The sequence below is a fragment of the Chishuiella sp. genome, assembly GCF_032109125.1.
GTDB lineage: Bacteria > Bacteroidota > Bacteroidia > Flavobacteriales > Weeksellaceae > Empedobacter.
This window is the reverse complement of the sequence record NZ_DAMCLZ010000014.1, coordinates 1-16,360: the sequence shown is the minus strand read 5'-3', so window position 1 is coordinate 16,360 and position 16,360 is coordinate 1. Positions and strand designations below refer to the sequence as shown.

The following is a 16,360-nucleotide window of genomic DNA, read 5'->3' as shown; positions in this document are numbered from 1 at the left end:
TTTTATACGTTTTTATTTTTTCTTTTCTGGTGGAAATTTAGATAAAATTTCTTGAATTGCTTTTGGTATCTTTTCTGCTTTTGCACTGATATTACTTAAATTAAAATCAGATCCAACACCTTGCCAAATTAGTATATTACGTTTATCATCAACAATATCTATAACAATTGTTCCTGCTTGATATGATGAAACATTATTACCTCCGTAATATCCTCCACCATAAAAACCGCCATAATAACCATAAGGACCATACCCCCAATTGTCATTATAAACAGATACTTCTTCTTTAGAACTTGTTAATAAATTAATAACTAAATCAGCATCCGAAGATACTTTAGTAAAACCTTTTGAAGCCATTTGAGCATCAATTGATTTTATTAATCTATTTTTATCCAAATCATTTACTTTCAATTTATCCAAACCTTTTTGATGGAATGTATACGTTTTATACGTTGAGAAATTTGTTGATCTGTCATAATCTGTGCTAACCTGCACTGTACCACAACTTGTAACCAATAGTGATAATAAAACTATAAAAGTAAAGTGTATACCTTTCATTATCTTAATTTTTAAAAATTAAATCTACAATTTTGTCCTAAAGATAAACTAAAAAAATAGTTCAAAATATAAGTAAACTATTTTTTAACTAATATTTATTAAATTCAATTAACTAACTCTAATTCAGATATTTTCACTTCTACAACTCCGTTATGATTAATTCTAGTTAATTCAACAACCTGAGTTTGGTTAACTAAATCTGGATTAAAATCAGTTTGAACCTTAACATAATTCTCAGTAAATCCAAACATTTTCCCATTTTTGCTATCATGTTCCCATAAAACTTTATGTGTAGAACCTAATTGAGATTGGTAAAAAGCTTGTCTTTTTTTCTCTGATAAAATACGTAACATTTTATTACGTCTTTTACGTTCTCCTTGATCAACAACACCTTCAAAATCTATCGCTTCTGTATTATCACGTTCAGAATAAGTGAAAACATGTAAATAACTGATTGGCATTTGGTTTAAAAAATTGTAAGTTTCCATGAAAAGCTCTTCTGTTTCTCCAGGAAAACCAACAATCACATCAACACCAATACAAGCATTTGGCATTACTTCGCGTATTTTAGCAACGCGATTTGTATATAAATTAGAAAGATATCTACGTTTCATTTTCTTCAAAATTTCATCACTACCTGATTGTAATGGAATATGAAAATGAGGAACAAAACGATTACTTTTTGATACAAAATCTATCGTTTCATCTTTCAATAAATTTGGTTCTATTGATGATATTCTAATTCTTTCGATAGCATCTACTTGATCTAACTCTTGTACAAGTTCAAGAAAAGTATGTTCATGCTTTTTATTTCCGAATTCACCTTTTCCATAATCTCCGATATTTACTCCTGTAAGTACAATTTCTTTGATTCCTTTATTAGCAATTTCATTTGCATTTTTAATTACATTTTCTACAGTATCCGATCTAGATATACCTCTTGCCAATGGAATTGTACAATAAGTACATTTATAATCACAACCATCTTGGACTTTTAAGAAAGCGCGAGTTCTATCTCCAATAGAATAAGAACCTACATAAAAATCAGCTTCTTCTATTTCACAAGAATGTACAATTGCTTCGTTATTTTTATTGATATCGTCTAAATATTCAGCTATATTAAATTTTTCTGCTGCTCCTAAAACCAAATCAACACCATCCATCTCTGCAATTTCTTGCGGTTTTAATTGAGCATAACAACCTACAATAACAACAAAACCATTTGGATTGGCTTTCATTGCATTTTTAACAATTGTTCTGCATTCTTTGTCTGCATTTGCTGTAACCGAACACGTATTAATCACGTACACATCGGCAGAATCAGTAAACTCAACCTTATCGTAACCACTATCTTTTAGATTTCTTGCAATCGTAGAAGTTTCCGAAAAATTAAGCTTACATCCCAATGTATGAAATGCAACTGTTTTTGTTTGATTATTCATAGCTGCAAATTTAAGAAATAATCCATAGTTTTGAAAGATAAAAAAAATAGGTTTTCATGACAACTAAATACTTTATATACATCACGTTATTTATTTCATTATTTTCATGCTCTAAGAAGATAGAAATTGATGAGAAAAAAGTATTTAAATTAAATAGATATGATAACATTTCTTCCTTGGATCCAATCAATGCTAGAACCCAAGCAAACAACTGGGCTTGTAACTTAATTTACAATAGTTTAGTTAAAATTGATAACAATCTTGAAATTAAACCAGATATTGCTAAATCATGGAAAATATCTACAGATGGAAAAACATATACGTTTAATCTTCGTAAAGATATATACTTTCAGAAACATATAGCTTTTGGTAAAGATTCTACTAGAACGGTAAATGCAAATGACTTTACGTTTAGTTTTGATCGTTTAAAAGATCCTAAATCTGGTGGTTCTGGAGGATGGATTATGAATAATATATCATCTTACAAAGCTATAAATGATAGTATTTTCGAAATAAAATTGAAAGAAGCTTATCCTGCATTTCTCGGGCTAATTTCAATGAAATATGCTTCTGTTGTTCCAAAAGAATTATTTAAAAATGGAAATGAAGAATTTTTAAAACATCCAATTGGCACAGGACCATTTCAATTCAAAATTTGGGAAGACAATGTTAAAATTGTTTTCAGAAAAAATCCATTATACTTTGAATTTGATAATAAGGGAAATCGTTTACCATACTTAGAAGCTGTAAATATCACTTTTCTTCCAGAAAAAAACTCAGAATTTTTAGAACTTATCAAGGGAAATCTAGATATGATGGCAGATTTAGACCCATCATACAAAGATGAAATTTTAACTCCTTTAGGAGAATTAAATCCAAAATATTCAAAAGATTTAACGATTTTAAAAGCACCATATTTGAGTACTGTTTATTTATGTTTTTATTTAGATGGTGAAAATTCTGTAAATTTAAAATTGAGACAAGCTTTAAACTATGGTGTTGACAAAGAAAAAATTATAAAATATATGATGAAAGGTCAAGCTTTTGCTGCTGATGGAGGCTTTATCCCTAAAGGTTTACCTGGATATTCATCAAAAAGTGGTTATTCATTTAATCCCGAAAAAGCAAGAGAATTGATTAACTCTTACATGAAAGAAAAAGGTAAAATAAAACCTATAGAATTAACTACTGTTCAGGAATATGTTGCCATTTGTGAATATATAGCAGCTGAAATGGCTAAGCTTGGTTTACCTATAAAAGTAAACGTTGTCCCAGGACCAACAATGCTCGAAGGTAAAGCTACAGGAAAATTTATGTTATTTAGAGCAAATTGGGGAGCTGATTATCCAGATGCAGAAAACTTTTTATCTTTATATTATTCAAAAAATTTTGCACCTGAAGGGCCTAATTATTCACATTATAAATCAACTGAATTTGATCAATTATATGAAAAATCATTTTTGATTAATAATCCTGAATTAAGAGCTAAAAACTATGAACAAATGGATGCATTAATGATGAAACAAGCTCCTATTTTACCTTTATTCTATGATCAATCAACCTTATTTATAAATAGACAAGTTAAAAATTTCTCTATAAACCCTATCAAACTATTAGATTTAACAAGAGTTTATAAAGAATAATTGTTCTAGAAGAACAAACGTTTATTTGAATATTTTTCAAAAAAAGAGCTTAATTATTTAATTAAATTACAGATAATTAAACAAAGATTGATTTTTTTTAAATTATACTTATTTTCAGAGTTTTTTAATATTAATTTATTTGATATTTTAAGGTCAAAAATCAAGTTTTTTTGGATATATTTGACCCAAATTTAAAATCAAAATCATTTAAACTTTTACTTATGAAAGTAAGACAACTTTTTGTAGTAGGATCTATTGTAACTTTAGTTGCAATTGCAGCTATTTCCTTTTTCTGGACTGGTGTGTTATGGTTCCTAATTATTGCTATTCCTATTATTATATTAGGAATTACTGATATGAACCAAACTAAACACGCAATTAGAAGAAATTTCCCTGTTGTAGGACATGGACGTTATTTATTAGAAAGTATTCGTCCAGAAATTATGCAATATTTTGTAGAAACTGATACAGAAGGAAAACCAATTGATAGATTAATGCGAAGCATGATTTATCGTCGTGCAAAAAACGTAATAGATACAGTTCCATTCGGAACACAGTTAGACGTATATCAACCAGGATATGAATGGTTAAATCATTCTATGTATGCTGGAAAAATAAAACATGCTGATGATCCTCGTGTAAAAATAGGAGGAAGCGAATGTAAACAACCATATTTAGCGAGTTTATTAAATATATCAGCAATGTCATTTGGTTCTTTAAGTGAAAATGCTGTCTTAGCAATGAATAAAGGTGCCAAAATGGGAAATTTCGCTCATAACACTGGTGAAGGAGGAATTTCTCCATACCACTTAAAACCAGGTGGAGATTTAATCTGGCAAATTGGTACTGGATATTTTGGTTGTCGTGCTGCTAACGGAGGATTTGATGCTGACAAATATGTAGAACGTGCAACATTACCAAATGTAAAAATGATAGAGCTTAAAATTTCTCAAGGTGCAAAACCTGGACATGGAGGAATTTTACCAGCTAACAAAAATACACCAGAAATTGCTGCTATACGTGCAGTAGAACCATATACAACTGTAGACTCACCTCCTTCTCACTCTGCTTTTTCTGATGCAGAAGGAATGTTACATTTCATCAAGCAATTAAGAGATTTATCTGGAGGAAAACCAGTTGGTTTCAAAATTTGTATTGGTATAAAACGTGAGTTTATCGAGATATGTGAAGCCATGATAAAAACAGGTATTAAACCAGACTATATCGTTATTGATGGTGGTGAAGGTGGAACTGGAGCTGCTCCTGTAGAATTTTCTAATTCATTAGGTATGCCATTATTAGATGGTTTAGCTTTTGCTGTAGATACATTAAGAGGATATAACCTAAAAAAAGATATCCGTGTTGTTGCATCAGGTAAAATCGTTTCGTCTTTCCATATTGCACGTGTTATGGCAATTGGAGCAGATTTAGTATACTCTGCAAGAGCAATGATGATGGCTGTTGGTTGTATACAAGCATTACAATGTAATACAAATACTTGTCCTGTTGGTGTTGCAACACAAGATCGTGATTTAATGAAAGGATTAGATGTCGAAGATAAATCTGTTCGTATGTATAATTTCCATAAGAAAACAATGCATATTTTATCTGAATTAATTTCTGCAACAGGTGTAAAATCTCACAGAGATTTCAATCGTTCTCATGTTAATTTACGTATAGACAATGTACACATCATGTCTTATGACCAATTATACCCTATCGTAGAAGAAGGAAAATATATTGGTAAAACAGCAGAAGAAGTGTTACAAGAAATTAGAGTTCGTACACTTAGCAAAGTAAACTAAGACTTATAAAATTCTAAATATATAAAAAATGCTCGAAATTAATTTCGAGCATTTTTTTGTATCTAATGAACTGTTTTTCTATATTTTTATTTGGGCAACCCCTATCGGGACACGCTTTTTGTTCCCAATCTTTTTTGCAAAACATTATTCTAAAATAAGAATAACATTTTAATGAATATAGAATCAGATAAAACTATTAACAATTTATCATTCTGAGCTTATCGAAGAATTATAGCTATTTAAATACATCATAACATAATAAGTAATTTAAGAATATTTTAAAACAATCTATCAAGATTTACTCTTTTGTAACAAACAATAAACCTGCACCAATATTAATTATAGATAATACATATTTATTTTCTGATTCTATTAATTCTATAAAATCTTCGACATCACTTTTATGAGAAATAATATTATCTACAATTAATAAATTACCTTTTTTGTCTAACATCATTTTTAAATTCTCCCAGTAAGAAGTATAATATTTTCTTTCTGCATCTAAAAAAATTAATGAAAATTCTTTCTCTATAGAATTTAGATAATCTTTAGCATCCATAGTAATTAATTCAACCTGTTGAATTAAGTCAAAATTATTCAAATAATTTCTAGCCGCTTCTGTCCTATCCTTTTCTATTTCGATTGTTATTAATTTTCCTTGTGTACTTTTTAGTGCATCAGCAAACCATAAGGTAGAAAATCCATTTGATGTTCCTATTTCTAACATATTTTTAGTTTGTTGAGCTCTTATTATTACTGAAATAAATTCAGCAGATTCTGGTTCTAAATTTCTCCATCTGTCCAATCTATTTTCTTTTTGATTATCTTCTTCTTTTAATTGGTTATAAAGTAAAAGAATCTCATTTTTTAGATTTACATTCATCGTATAAATTTTAATTTGTGGTATTTTAAATTTTAAAATTCTTTATGAATTCTTACATTAAATTTAAACATAATGAATTGAAAAGAAAAAACTATTACAATCCTATTTGCAATAGCGATTGTAACGGAAATCATTTTTATGAAGTGATCTAACGGAGTAAAAAGATTGAGAGTGAGAAAGCGCAATACGAAGTAATTGCCCTAATTAATCTAAAAATTGTTGTAAGGCTATTCTATTTCCTTCACTATCTTGAAATTCGGCTACATAGAAATTATACTTTGCATTATAGGTTTTAGAATACATTATTACACCATTTTGTTCTTCAACATTTTTTAGAGTATCATCAATATCATCTGTATTAAAATACAATATAACTCCATTTATAGTTGGTTTATAGACATCTCCTTTTACTAAAGCTCCTGAAATACCTTTATCGCTTTCACTAAAAGGAAAAAACATCATATTATATCCATCTATTATCTCATTTTCAAAACTAAAATTAAAAACTTTTTTATAAAATTTTCTTGCTCTCTCTAAATCAACAACTGGTATTTCGAAGTAAATTACAGGGTTACTCATTTTAGATATTAATTTATGATTTCTAAGTATTAAATTTAAATCATGTTGTTCAAAAAACAAAAAGCATCAGTAATAGTTTATTACTGACGCTTTCTATATATATTATTTTTTAATTCTTATTAAAGAACTAAATCTTATCCCATTGATTTTTCGTAACGTTTACGATCAACTTCTTTCAAGTGAATTTTACGTAAACGAATGAAGTTAGGTGTAACCTCAATACACTCATCAGCTTGGATATATTCCATACATTCTTCCAAAGTCATTTCTGTTTTTGGAGCGATAGAAGATGAATCATCTTTACCAGCTGCACGAATATTATTTAATTTTTTAGCCTCGATTACATTTACAACTAAATCATTGTTACGAGAATGCTCTCCAACAATCATTCCTTCGTAAACTTCTTCTCCTGGAGCGATGAAGAATTTACCACGATCTTGTAATTTATCAATAGAATAAGGAGTTGAAGTTCCTTGATCTTTAGAGATAATTACACCTGCAGAACGTCCAGCAATAGCACCTTTGAATGGTTTATAAGCTAAGAAATTATGAGCCATTACAGCTTCACCAGCAGTAGAAGTTAACATTAAAGAACGTAAACCGATTAATCCACGAGATGGGATTTCGAATTCTAAATGTTGCATACCTTCTTTTGCTTCCATGATTAATAAATCACCTTTACGTTGAGTTACTAAATCGATAGCTTTAGAAGAATAATCATCTGGAACATCTATTACTAATGTTTCGTATGGTTCACATTTAACACCATCAATTTCTTTGAAGATAACTTGTGGTTGTCCTACTGTTAACTCATAACCTTCACGACGCATTGTCTCGATTAATACAGATAAGTGCATGATACCACGACCATATACTAATTGTGTATTAGAATCATCTGTTGGCTCTACACGTAAAGCTAAGTTACGCTCTAATTCGTCTTCTAAACGCTCAACTAAGTGACGAGAAGTTACGAATTTTCCATCTTTACCAAAGAATGGAGAGTTGTTGATCCCGAATGACATGTTCATTGTAGGCTCATCAATATGCATTACTGGTAAAGCTTCTGGATTTTCTGGATCTGCAATTGTATCTCCAATTTGGAAACCATCAATACCTACAACAGCACAGATATCACCTGCTTTAACTTCTGTAGCTTTAGTTTTACCTAATCCAGAGAAAGTATATAATTCTTTTACTTTATGTTTTTTGAAAGAACCATCTGGTTTTGTTAAAGCGATCCAATCACCTTCTTTAATTTCACCACGAGTTACTTTACCTACAGCGATACGTCCTAAGAATTTAGAATAATCTAAAGAAGTAATTTGCATTTGTAAATCACCTTCTTTAGCTTCTGGAGCTGGAACGTGCTCTAAAATACCATCCATTAAAGGTAAGATATTTTCTGTAGGAACGTTTTCTGTATTAAACCATCCTTGTTTAGATGAACCATAGAAAGCAGGGAAATCTAACTGCTCTTCAGTAGCATCTAAGTTGAAGAATAATTCGAAAACTTTATCATAAACTTCGTCAGGACGACAGTTCTCTTTATCTACTTTATTAATAACTACTAATGGTTTTAATCCTAATTCTAATGCTTTTCCTAATACGAAACGAGTTTGAGGCATTGGTCCCTCAAAAGCATCAACTAATAAAATAACCCCATCAGCCATTTTCAATACACGCTCAACTTCACCACCAAAATCGGCGTGACCAGGAGTATCAATAACATTGATTTTTACACCTTTGTACTCTACCGATGCATTTTTAGAGAAGATCGTAATCCCTCTCTCACGCTCGATATCATTGTTGTCCATGATTAACTCACCTGACTCTTGGTTTTCTCTGAAAACGTTTGTCGAGTGAAGAATTTTATCAACCAACGTCGTTTTACCGTGGTCAACGTGTGCGATAATCGCAATATTTCTAATGTTTTGCATTCTTGAAAATTATGGGTGCAAATTTAAGATAAATTTATTTTTTATTACTATAAATTTTATATTATTTAAATATTAAAAATAATTGTATTAAAAAAAATAATTTTTATGATTTATTTTACTTACTCTTCTTGTTACCAAATGGATTGTAAGAAATTCCGAAATTTATGTAAAAAGAAGATTTCGGTCTTGCTTGATATAAATAATTATTAAATGAATCGTTTTTATCAAAAACTCTAGCTACAGGAACACTACGCACTCCCGTTTTCACAGTTCCTATAAATGCGCCTATTTTATGCTCATAAGTAACTCCTGTATTTATTTCTGTTTGTCTATATTCATATGTTTTATTGTTTTTATTCATATAAAAAGAACTAATATCCATATCACTACCAAAAGCTATTCTACCATTCGAAAATACATCTTTTTTCAGTTGTACCCTCTTTGGTAAAATTACATCAGCTATCCATCCATTTCTAAATTTATGTTCATAAGAAATTACTGGAAAAACAGGAACTTGTGTACTAGGATCTATAATTACTGCCAAACCAAGAATAAGTTTCGTTCTTTCATTGGCTGTCAGCATTAAACTACCAGTTAAAAATCCACGAGCTCTCTCAAAACTTTTTTAATTTCCATCTACAGAAAATGTCGCCGTATAAATAGCCATTTTATTCCATAAACTAGATATATGACTTGCTGTTATTGCCTCTGAATGGTAATGAAAATTATTTTTTTCGCTCAAATAACCAAAATTAGAATTATTGTCTTTTGCATCCAAAGTTGTGTACTTATAATTAAGTGAAGTTGATATTGTCCACTTTTCTTTCTTGAAAAAATAAAAATTAGCGTTAGCTTTTATTTGTTGAAAATTTTTCATTTTATTTTCAGATAAATCTCTTCCATCTAATTTTTGTTTAAAATCATACGGAGACAATGTTGTATATTCTACATTTAGAATACGTGTAGAAGGAAATTTATCTGCAACAAAAGCTACTGCCCTTTTCTGAATACTATCTTTATTTTGAGCAAAAGTATATATTGGTAAAAAAATGATAAGTAAAACTGTTTTTAAAAATGATTGTAGCATATTACTTTAACTCTTTTATTGTAGATTGAAAAAAATTGAACAAGAATATTTTGTCGTAAATCTTAAGTAAATTATTACTTTCTATAAAATGAGTAGCTTCATTTAAAACAAAATCAAATTTATCATTTACAAATACAATCCAAGATTCATTGTTTTTCTGATGATCTAAATTGAATGTTTTTTCATCATTAATTTCAACATTCTTTAAATCTAATAACGTTACTTCTTTCATCACACTCTTATCTTTCACAATACAAACGTCATTATTTACACAATCCATTATTCTTATAGATGGATCATAGCAATCTATAAAACGATCTAAATCTACAGCTCTAACTATTTTCTCTTCTTCAATTGAATATGAAAAATTAGAATTAACAATTTGTTTTGACCAATAATCAAAATTATTTAACCCCATAAATATTTTTTTTATTTTATCTATAAGAGCAAAGAAAAATAGTATTTAGTATTATAATTTAGTTATTATACGAAACTGATATTTTTTTCTACAAAATGCAAAAAAGTAGATGTGTATAATAAAATAGAGGATTAGTATATTAAATTAATCTAATAAAAAAATATCAATTAAATTCGTATTTATTAAAAATTATAATGAACAATAATTTAATTCAAGAAAATGATATAATAAGTTTTTTGGTTGAAAGAAAATATAAATTCCTACGACATTTTCTATTTCTATCGACATTCTTTTTCATAATATATAATACTTCTTTTCCTAAAGAATATTTTGGTTTTCATCGATATTTAGTGATAATGATATTATACTTATTATTAGTTATAAAATTTTATATAAATATTTATTTCCTTGTCCCAAATTTCTTTTTCAAAGGAAGATATATTACCTATATATTATTACTCATTATTTTAGTTTTTTTAAGTATAAATATTATAGGATATGTATTAAAATTATTTTTTTCGAGTTATATAATTTCTGATTTTTATAAAAATGCTCATCATGCTAAAAATTATTATGATGGAATTATGATTATTGCTCCAATGATAATGACATCTACAACAATAAAATTATTACAAAAATGGAAAAAAGACAGTTTACAAATTTCTGAATTACAGAATTTGACCTTAAAAATGGAATTAAATGAATTAAAAAATCAAATAAATCCTCATTTTTTATTCAATATGTTAAACAATGTAAAAGCTTTGATTAGAAAAGATCCTGAAAAAGCCAATATTGTAATCATGAAACTTTCCGATTTTCTTCGTTATCAATTGTATGAAAACAATGAAGAAAAAACTCCAATTAGCTCTGAAATTAATTTTTTAACTAATTTTCTTGAATTAGAAAAAATTAGACAAGAAAAATTAGATATCATCATAGAAACCAAAACAAATAAAAAAACATTAAATAGTACTTTTATCCCTACAAATCTATTTACAACTTTTGTAGAAAATGCAATAAAACATAGTTTTGATATAGATGGAAAACCGTCTTACATACGTTTAAGTATTGAAATAGAAAATAAATATCTTATTTTTACTTGTAGCAATTCAATTGATCAGAACTATATTCAGACAAATAAAAAACATTTTGGTTTAGGACTTCCAAATATAAAGCGTAGACTAGACTTGTTATACAATGATACTTACTATATGAAAATTGAATCATCTAAAAATGAATACACTATAAATCTAATGATACCTTTATGAACTGTATAATAATTGATGACGAACCCTTAGCAAGAGAAGAAATGTTATCATTAATAAAAGAAGTTTCTGATTTAGAAATAATAGGATCATTCTCTAACACAAAACTAGTATCTGAATTTTTAAAAAATAATAATCCTGATATTATATTTCTTGATATTGAAATGCCTTTAATGAATGGGTTAGAATTTGCAGAAAATTTATATAAAAATACTCTAGTTATTTTTACAACTGCTTATTCACAATATGCAATAAAAAGTTACGAAATAGATGCTATTGACTATTTACTAAAACCCATCGATAAAAAAAGATTGGATAAAGCTATTAATAAAGCCATTGTTTATAAAAATCTTTTAACGAATTATAATTTAGAAAATGAAGTAGAAATTAATTCTGAAGAATTTATATTTATAAAGGCTGACAGGAAATTTTATAAAATATTTTTTTCAGATATTTTATATATTGAAGGTTTGAAAGATTATGTTATTATACATACAAAAAATCAAAAATTAATTACTGCAATGAATTTAAAAACAATTCACCAGAAAATTAATTCCAATTTATTTTTACGAGTAAGTAAGTCATATGTTGTTAATACAAATTTCATTGATTCATTCGATAACCATAAAGTTTATATTAATAAAAATGAAATTCCTTTAGGAGAAGTATATAAAAATGACTTCATCTTAAAATATGCAAAAGATATTTTAGAATAATAAAAAAAGGAGCTATTAGCTCCTTTTTTTATTATTTACTTTAATCATTTATTGGAGCATCATGCCCTGGAATATCATCTAAGTTTAGCATTTCTTTAGCTAAAGATATCATTCGTTCTGTTCCTGTATGTTTATTTTTTTCATCAGAAAGTTTAACAACTCCAGTCCAAGGAATATCAAATGAAGATATTTCTGTTAATTTCATAACTATATTCATTGGTCTCAAATCTGTATCATTAGTTAAATTTGTACCTATCCCAAATGATAAACCAATTCTTCCTTTGAATGAATTTGTAATTGTTTCCACTTTTTCAGAATTCAACCCATCAGAGAAAATTATTGTTTTAAATAATGGATTAATACCCATTTTTTGGTAATGAGCAATTGTTTTTTCTCCAAATTCAATAGGATCCCCTGAATCATGACGAACTCCATCAAATAATTTTGATAATTTTTTATCAAATTGTCCAAAGAAAACATCAGAAGTATATGTATCAGTTAATGCAATACCTAAATCTCCATAATATACTTTTACCCAACGATCTAAACTAATAGAATTCGCTATCTTAAAACCATATCTTGCACCATGAAACATAAACCATTCATGAGCATGTGTCCCGATAGGTTTTACATCATATTTATGTGCAAAATGAACATTTGATGTCCCTACAAAGCTTTTACCTGAATGATTTTTTAACTCTTGTACAACTACATCCTGTACTTCGTAACTATGTCTACGACGAGTTCCGAATTCTGCAACTGTTACATCAAGACGATTATAAAGATCAACTTTGTTACTTGTTCTCTCGATCACTTCCGCATTAGAGATTCTTTCTGCATTAGTCAATGTATAATACAATTCACTAATTAAATATAAAATAGGGACCTCCCATAAAATTGTCCTATACCAATATCCTTCAACTTCAACTTCTAAATCAGATCCATTTTGGGTAATTATAACTTCTGAAGGATCATAGCGATAACCTTGTAAGAAATCTAAATAAGCTGGACTTAAATAAGGACAGTTTTTTGCAAAAAATTCTTTTTCTGATTTTGTTAAAGCTAAATTAGCCATTGCATCAATTTCCTTTTGCAAGACTTTTGCAAAACCATCAGGAAATTTATGTTCTCCTCTATTTATAAATTTATAACGAGCTTTTACATCAGGATATAATTTAGTTACACCAAATTGCATCGTAAACTTGTAAAAATCGTTATCTATAATTGAATTGACTATACTCATTTTTTTTAAATGATTATTTAATTTTAATAAAGATAAAAAAAACCATCATTTTCAGATGGTTTTTTTTATATAATTATATCTAGAATAAAATTATTCTGTTGTTCTTTTTTCTATTTTAGGTAATTCGAAATTGAATATAAAAGATGCATCTCTATATGATGAATAATCTGTAAGAGAGCTGCCTGTATAATATTTGTTACGAGCAAAAGCTAATCGAGAAGGTAGAATAATAACTCCTTGAAAATTATATAAATCTGTAATTGCTCTATCTGTTGTCTTAAAATGTTTTAAACCTTCAACAAAGTTTTTTAGTTCAAGATTTTCTCTTTTTACTCCATTTTTAATTTCAGTAGCTGTAGGAATAAAATAATAGAAATCTGGGTCTTGTAGAGCTGAGCCATCTCCTGTATTTATACTAGTAATATTTTTGTATGTTCCTATATCTCCATATTTTCTTGTATAATCTGTACTATTTGTTGCTACAAAATATGATGTAATATATGATAAATAAATAGAAGTACTATCATTAGACACTATAGATTCTCCTGTTCCTATATGATTAGGATTTTCTGCATACCAAATTCCTAAATCATCTTGCTTTGCAATCGTTTTTAAAGCTGGGTAGGCATCATCATCATTCCCTGTTATTGTATCAAATTTAGTTAATCTACCAGTTGTAGGATTAAAATAAAAATCATTTAAGAATTGAGTTATAGCTTCATCATCTAAAGCATTTCTCTCTTCTATAGGGATTCTAGTTTCTTTATTTATACTACTATCATCATCATTATTGCAACTAACTAAAAAAATTGAGCAAGTAATTAAAGTAACAAAGAATTTCTTTATCATGTTATTTCGATTTATATTGCGAATTTAGAAAAAATATTAGTTTATCCTAGTAAAATTAAATTTTAAAATGAGATTAGATAAATTTTTGTGGAGTGTTAGATATTATAAAACAAGATCATTAGCTTCGGATGCATGTAAAAAAAATCGTATAAAAGTAAATGGAGCTGTTGTAAAAGCATCTCGTGAAATAATTCCAGGTGATAGTATAGAAGTAAAAAAAGATCAAATCAATTTATCTTTTAAAGTTTTACAAGTTCCTAAAAATAGGATTGGAGCAAAGTTACTTACATTACATATTATTGATACAACTCCAAAAGAAGAATATGAAGTATTAGAATTAAGAAAACTTTCTCAAGATTATTATAGAGAAAAAGGAGAAGGAAGACCAACTAAAAAAGATCGTCGTGATTTAGATGATTATTTAGATGGTGAAGAAAGTACAGGAGAAGAAAAATTAATTATAGGAGAAGATTTGGATTAAATCCAAATCTTCTCTTGTTTTAACTGATTCATTATTTCATCTAATATTTCTAATGGACTTTGATTAGATATATTAATTGTATATTTTGATTTTTGATAGAATTGATTTCGTTCAAATAAATGTTTTGCTATAAACTCCATCATTTCATCATTAGATAAATGAGCAATCAATGGTCTAGTATGTTTTTTACTCTCTAATCGCTTTACTAAATATGGTAATTGAACTCTCAAGAAAATAGAAATACTTTTATCTACAATTTCATCAATATTATTATAGTATACAGGTGTTCCTCCACCAAGAGATAAAACAATATTTGTACTTGTTAAAATTTCTTGTAAAGCATCCTTTTCTTTTTTTCGAAAACCTAACTCTCCTTCTTGTTCAAAAATTTCAGTAATTTTTTTCTCATATTTTTTTTCAATGAACTCATCTAAATCAATAAATTCATATCCAATAGCTTTTGCTAAATCTTTTCCTGTAGTGGTTTTCCCACTACCCATGTAACCAATTAAAGAGATTATCATTTAGTTTTATATTAATTTTAATTAACAGGTAAATCTTCCGAATAAAAAATTGTTAATCTAGCATATCCGTCAAAAGTATCAATCTGATAAGAATATGTTTTTTCTAATCGTTTTGCATCAAATCTTTCTACGTTATAAGTTACATTAAATTCTTCATTAGTAACCGTAGCATTAGAATGATGGTATTTAGATTTTGGAGTATCTTTTTTAATTTCTGCTCTATATTGATTCAAAAATTTTATAGGGAAAGAATATGTTAATTTATAAACAATCTCTTGCGAAATTTCTATTGCTGTTATTTTATTTAAAAACATAGTTCCTTGATTATTTTTCTTTATTTTCAAAGAATCTAATCGATCAATATTCTGTATATATAAGTTTTTACCAAGTTTTGATACTTTGAAACAACGATCATTTAATTTTTGATGAATAATTTGTGGTTGTTCTTTTATCAAACCTTTTAGATCTTTTAATGTTAAATTAGCTAAATGAGCATCTTTTGTTTGTTCATTACAATTATTAGCATATTCAGAATCTGGCACATCAGCCTCAGGATTATCAGATTTTTTACACGATACCACGAACAATAATGCAATAATTATATAAAATATTTTATTTTTCATCTAAAAATTTAATTAACACTAACCATAATTTGGATTGTGACAAATATATTATATATCCTTTTAAAAACACATCTCCACTCAATTATTTTTACAAAACAGATCTTTTTTTGCTCTTTTTAAATTTAATTAAAAAAAATACCTCTTTTTAAGTTCTTAAAATATAAATATTTAATCATTTTTTTGAAAAAAAAGAACAAAAAGGTTTGTTAAATTCGTATTAAACACCCTATATTTGCACTCGATTTAAGCAGACGACCTGGTAGCTCAGTTGGTAGAGCACAACACTTTTAATGTTGGGGTCCTGGGT

The 16,360-nt window shown here is 27.6% G+C and carries 16 protein-coding genes and 1 pseudogene; 5 read left to right on the top strand and 12 right to left on the bottom strand.

The genetic code is table 11. The features are described 5' to 3' along the window. Nucleotides 1-12: 12 nt before the first annotated feature. Both RT575_RS13015 and mtaB read right to left on the bottom strand, forming a co-directional pair. Nucleotides 13-558, bottom strand: coding sequence for a DUF4136 domain-containing protein (locus RT575_RS13015; protein ID WP_313386274.1), 546 nt, complete (start codon nucleotides 556-558; stop codon nucleotides 13-15). Between the two features lie 104 nt (nucleotides 559-662). Further along, nucleotides 663-2,000, bottom strand: a complete 1,338-nt coding sequence (gene mtaB / locus RT575_RS13010; RefSeq protein ID WP_313581409.1) for a tRNA (N(6)-L-threonylcarbamoyladenosine(37)-C(2))-methylthiotransferase MtaB — start codon at nucleotides 1,998-2,000, stop codon at nucleotides 663-665. Between the two features lie 56 nt (nucleotides 2,001-2,056). On the opposite strand from mtaB, the gene RT575_RS13005 reads away from it, so the two are divergent. Next, complete coding sequence (locus RT575_RS13005) at nucleotides 2,057-3,643, top strand: ABC transporter substrate-binding protein (protein ID WP_313581407.1); 1,587 nt, start codon at nucleotides 2,057-2,059, stop codon at nucleotides 3,641-3,643. 221 nt (nucleotides 3,644-3,864) lie between these two features. Continuing rightward, entirely contained in the window at nucleotides 3,865-5,448 is a 1,584-nt protein-coding gene (locus tag RT575_RS13000) for an FMN-binding glutamate synthase family protein (protein WP_313386277.1), read from the top strand. Between the two features lie 298 nt (nucleotides 5,449-5,746). Here the strand turns inward: RT575_RS13000 and RT575_RS12995 are convergent, their stop codons facing one another. The 6 genes and pseudogenes from RT575_RS12995 to RT575_RS12970 form a co-directional block, all read right to left on the bottom strand. Continuing rightward, a complete protein-coding gene (locus tag RT575_RS12995; RefSeq protein ID WP_313386278.1) occupies nucleotides 5,747-6,331 on the bottom strand; it encodes a class I SAM-dependent methyltransferase in 585 nt (194 codons plus the stop codon). A 204-nt stretch (nucleotides 6,332-6,535) separates the two neighbouring features. Then, entirely contained in the window at nucleotides 6,536-6,910 is a 375-nt protein-coding gene (locus RT575_RS12990; protein ID WP_313581405.1) for a VOC family protein, read from the bottom strand. Nucleotides 6,911-7,044: 134 nt separating this feature from the next. Then, nucleotides 7,045-8,847 carry a translational GTPase TypA gene (typA, locus tag RT575_RS12985; protein WP_313581403.1) on the bottom strand — a complete coding sequence of 601 codons (1,803 nt, stop codon included), beginning with the start codon at nucleotides 8,845-8,847 and terminating at the stop codon, nucleotides 7,045-7,047. A 115-nt stretch (nucleotides 8,848-8,962) separates the two neighbouring features. Continuing rightward, a pseudogene (locus RT575_RS12980) lies at nucleotides 8,963-9,439 on the bottom strand (DUF6268 family outer membrane beta-barrel protein); the annotation flags it as partial. Nucleotides 9,440-9,472: 33 nt separating this feature from the next. After that, nucleotides 9,473-9,934 carry a hypothetical protein gene (locus RT575_RS12975; protein ID WP_313581401.1) on the bottom strand — a complete coding sequence of 154 codons (462 nt, stop codon included), beginning with the start codon at nucleotides 9,932-9,934 and terminating at the stop codon, nucleotides 9,473-9,475. 1 nt (nucleotide 9,935) lies between these two features. Further along, a complete protein-coding gene (locus RT575_RS12970) occupies nucleotides 9,936-10,352 on the bottom strand; it encodes a hypothetical protein (RefSeq protein ID WP_313386282.1) in 417 nt (138 codons plus the stop codon). A gap of 194 nt (nucleotides 10,353-10,546) precedes the next feature. On the opposite strand from RT575_RS12970, the gene RT575_RS12965 reads away from it, so the two are divergent. Continuing rightward, the gene (locus RT575_RS12965) at nucleotides 10,547-11,620 is read left to right on the top strand and encodes a sensor histidine kinase (RefSeq protein WP_313581399.1); all 1,074 of its coding nucleotides are present in this window, start codon (nucleotides 10,547-10,549) and stop codon (nucleotides 11,618-11,620) included. Then, complete coding sequence (locus RT575_RS12960) at nucleotides 11,617-12,333, top strand: LytTR family DNA-binding domain-containing protein (RefSeq protein WP_313581398.1); 717 nt, start codon at nucleotides 11,617-11,619, stop codon at nucleotides 12,331-12,333. Before RT575_RS12965 ends, RT575_RS12960 begins: the two co-directional genes overlap by 4 nt. Nucleotides 12,334-12,373: 40 nt before the next feature. On the opposite strand, the gene pncB is transcribed toward RT575_RS12960, so the two are convergent. Both pncB and RT575_RS12950 read right to left on the bottom strand, forming a co-directional pair. Next, nucleotides 12,374-13,576 (bottom strand): nicotinate phosphoribosyltransferase, encoded by a 1,203-nt coding sequence (gene pncB / locus RT575_RS12955; RefSeq protein ID WP_313581396.1) that lies wholly within the window; start codon nucleotides 13,574-13,576, stop codon nucleotides 12,374-12,376. Nucleotides 13,577-13,666: 90 nt separating this feature from the next. Next, entirely contained in the window at nucleotides 13,667-14,425 is a 759-nt protein-coding gene (locus tag RT575_RS12950) for a hypothetical protein (protein WP_313581394.1), read from the bottom strand. A 67-nt stretch (nucleotides 14,426-14,492) separates the two neighbouring features. Here RT575_RS12950 and RT575_RS12945 point away from each other — a divergent pair, with 67 nt between their 5' ends. Next, the gene (locus tag RT575_RS12945; protein ID WP_313386287.1) at nucleotides 14,493-14,906 is read left to right on the top strand and encodes an RNA-binding S4 domain-containing protein; all 414 of its coding nucleotides are present in this window, start codon (nucleotides 14,493-14,495) and stop codon (nucleotides 14,904-14,906) included. Here RT575_RS12945 and RT575_RS12940 read toward each other — a convergent pair. Continuing rightward, entirely contained in the window at nucleotides 14,903-15,430 is a 528-nt protein-coding gene (locus RT575_RS12940; RefSeq protein ID WP_313386288.1) for a shikimate kinase, read from the bottom strand. The genes RT575_RS12945 and RT575_RS12940 overlap by 4 nt on opposite strands. A gap of 17 nt (nucleotides 15,431-15,447) precedes the next feature. Continuing rightward, complete coding sequence (locus tag RT575_RS12935; protein WP_313386289.1) at nucleotides 15,448-16,053, bottom strand: hypothetical protein; 606 nt, start codon at nucleotides 16,051-16,053, stop codon at nucleotides 15,448-15,450. Nucleotides 16,054-16,360: the final 307 nt, after the last annotated feature.

Excerpts from the sequence above, each read along its gene's own strand:
- RT575_RS12960 (WP_313581398.1), top strand. The coding sequence starts at position 11,617 with ATGAACTGTATAATAATTGATGACGAACCCTTAGCAAGAGAAGAAATG.
- RT575_RS12940 (WP_313386288.1), bottom strand. The coding sequence starts at position 15,430 with ATGATAATCTCTTTAATTGGTTACATGGGTAGTGGGAAAACCACTACA.
- RT575_RS12990 (WP_313581405.1), bottom strand. The coding sequence starts at position 6,910 with ATGAGTAACCCTGTAATTTACTTCGAAATACCAGTTGTTGATTTAGAG.
- RT575_RS12935 (WP_313386289.1), bottom strand. The coding sequence starts at position 16,053 with ATGAAAAATAAAATATTTTATATAATTATTGCATTATTGTTCGTGGTA.
- RT575_RS12995 (WP_313386278.1), bottom strand. The coding sequence starts at position 6,331 with ATGAATGTAAATCTAAAAAATGAGATTCTTTTACTTTATAACCAATTA.
- RT575_RS13005 (WP_313581407.1), top strand. The coding sequence starts at position 2,057 with ATGACAACTAAATACTTTATATACATCACGTTATTTATTTCATTATTT.
- RT575_RS12950 (WP_313581394.1), bottom strand. The coding sequence starts at position 14,425 with ATGATAAAGAAATTCTTTGTTACTTTAATTACTTGCTCAATTTTTTTA.
- mtaB (WP_313581409.1), bottom strand. The coding sequence starts at position 2,000 with ATGAATAATCAAACAAAAACAGTTGCATTTCATACATTGGGATGTAAG.
- RT575_RS12945 (WP_313386287.1), top strand. The coding sequence starts at position 14,493 with ATGAGATTAGATAAATTTTTGTGGAGTGTTAGATATTATAAAACAAGA.
- RT575_RS12965 (WP_313581399.1), top strand. The coding sequence starts at position 10,547 with ATGAACAATAATTTAATTCAAGAAAATGATATAATAAGTTTTTTGGTT.
- RT575_RS12975 (WP_313581401.1), bottom strand. The coding sequence starts at position 9,934 with ATGCTACAATCATTTTTAAAAACAGTTTTACTTATCATTTTTTTACCA.
- RT575_RS12970 (WP_313386282.1), bottom strand. The coding sequence starts at position 10,352 with ATGGGGTTAAATAATTTTGATTATTGGTCAAAACAAATTGTTAATTCT.
- RT575_RS13000 (WP_313386277.1), top strand. The coding sequence starts at position 3,865 with ATGAAAGTAAGACAACTTTTTGTAGTAGGATCTATTGTAACTTTAGTT.
- pncB (WP_313581396.1), bottom strand. The coding sequence starts at position 13,576 with ATGAGTATAGTCAATTCAATTATAGATAACGATTTTTACAAGTTTACG.
- typA (WP_313581403.1), bottom strand. The coding sequence starts at position 8,847 with ATGCAAAACATTAGAAATATTGCGATTATCGCACACGTTGACCACGGT.
- RT575_RS13015 (WP_313386274.1), bottom strand. The coding sequence starts at position 558 with ATGAAAGGTATACACTTTACTTTTATAGTTTTATTATCACTATTGGTT.